At 67.8% G+C, this 1,376-nt stretch carries 1 protein-coding gene; it reads right to left on the bottom strand.

Annotation, left to right across the window (positions count from 1 at the left end; all coding sequences use genetic code 11):
• Positions 1-1,376 (bottom strand): Ig-like domain-containing protein (locus E4T13_RS29520; protein WP_137181977.1); only part of this gene is annotated, 1,376 nt, incomplete at both ends.

A 1,376-nucleotide genomic window follows, 5' to 3' on the forward strand; every position in this document is an offset into this window, starting at 1 on the left:
GCGCCGACCAGCGCGAAGCTCAGGTCCTCGCCGTCCGCATCCTGCGCCAGACCGGCGACGGAGCCGTTCAGCGTTCCGTCCTCGTCCACCGACTGCGCGTCGTTCGAGGCCACCGGCGCATCGTTGGCGCCGTTGACCGTCACGGTGACCGTCGCGGTGTCCGTGCCGCCCTTTCCGTCCGAGACGGTGTAGCCGAAGGTGACGTCTTCGCTCTCGCCGTCGTCCAGCCCTTCGAAATCGCCCGCGGCGTCGAACACCACCTGGCCGCCGACCAGGCTCACGCTGCCCTTCGCCGGCTGCGTCACCGCCGCGATGGCCAGGCTGTCGCTGTCCGCGTCGGTATCGTTCGACAGCAGCCCGGCCAGCACCGTCGTGCCGTCCTCCGCCGCCGCCACGCTGTCATCGCCCGCCTCGGGGGCGCTGTTGTCGGGCGTCTCGTCCTGGTCGGTGACGGCGATGACGAAGTCCTCGTCATAGGTGCCGCCGGCGCCGTCATCCACCCGGATGGTCAGCGTGTATGTGTCCTGCGTCTCGTAGTCGAGCGCGCCGTTCACCTGCAGCTGGTTGCCCACGATGGCGAAGGGCGAGGGCCCGCTGACGATGGCATAGGTGAAGGCCGCGCTGTCCACGTCCGTTGCCGAGAGCAGGCCGACCAGCGCGCCCGCGGGGCTGTTCTCGGCGATGCTCGCATTGCTCAGCGCGATATCGGTCGGCGCATCGTTCTCGAAGTCGATGTCGATGGTGACGGTCGCGATGTTGCTCGACGCGGTGCCGTCGAAGGCCTGGTACTGGAAGCTGTCCGGGCCGGTGTAGTTCGGAATGGCCGTGTAGGACCAGGTGCCGTCCGAATTCAGCGTGACGTTGGGATTGGAGCCGATCTGGATGAAGCTCAGCGTCCCGCCATCCGGATCGCTGACGAGGTCGGCGAGGTTGCCGGAGGTGCTGCCATCCTCCGGGATATGCAGCGTGGTGTTCGAGGCCACCGGCGCGTCGTTGACGGCATTGACCTCGATGGTGACGGTGCCGGTATTGCTGTCGGTGGTGCCGTCATTGGCGACGAAGTCGAAGCTGACGGTGCCGTTGAAATCGGCCGGCGGCGCGTAGCTGTAGCTGCCGTCGCCGTTGAAGGTCAGGCCCGCGATGGGCGCGCCGACCAGCGCGAAGCTCAGGTCCTCGCCGTCCGCATCCTGCGCCAGACCGGCGACGGAGCCGTTCAGCGTTCCGTCCTCGTCCACCGACTGCGCGTCGTTCGAGGCCACCGGCGCATCGTTGGCGGCATTGACCTCGATGGTGACGGTGCCGGTATTGCTGTCGGTGGTGCCGTCATTGGCGACGAAGTCGAAGCTGACGGTGCCGTTGAAATCGGCCGGCGGCGC

Origin of the sequence: Roseomonas sp. AR75 (genome assembly GCF_005222815.1) — a bacterium.
Lineage (GTDB): Bacteria > Pseudomonadota > Alphaproteobacteria > Acetobacterales > Acetobacteraceae > Falsiroseomonas.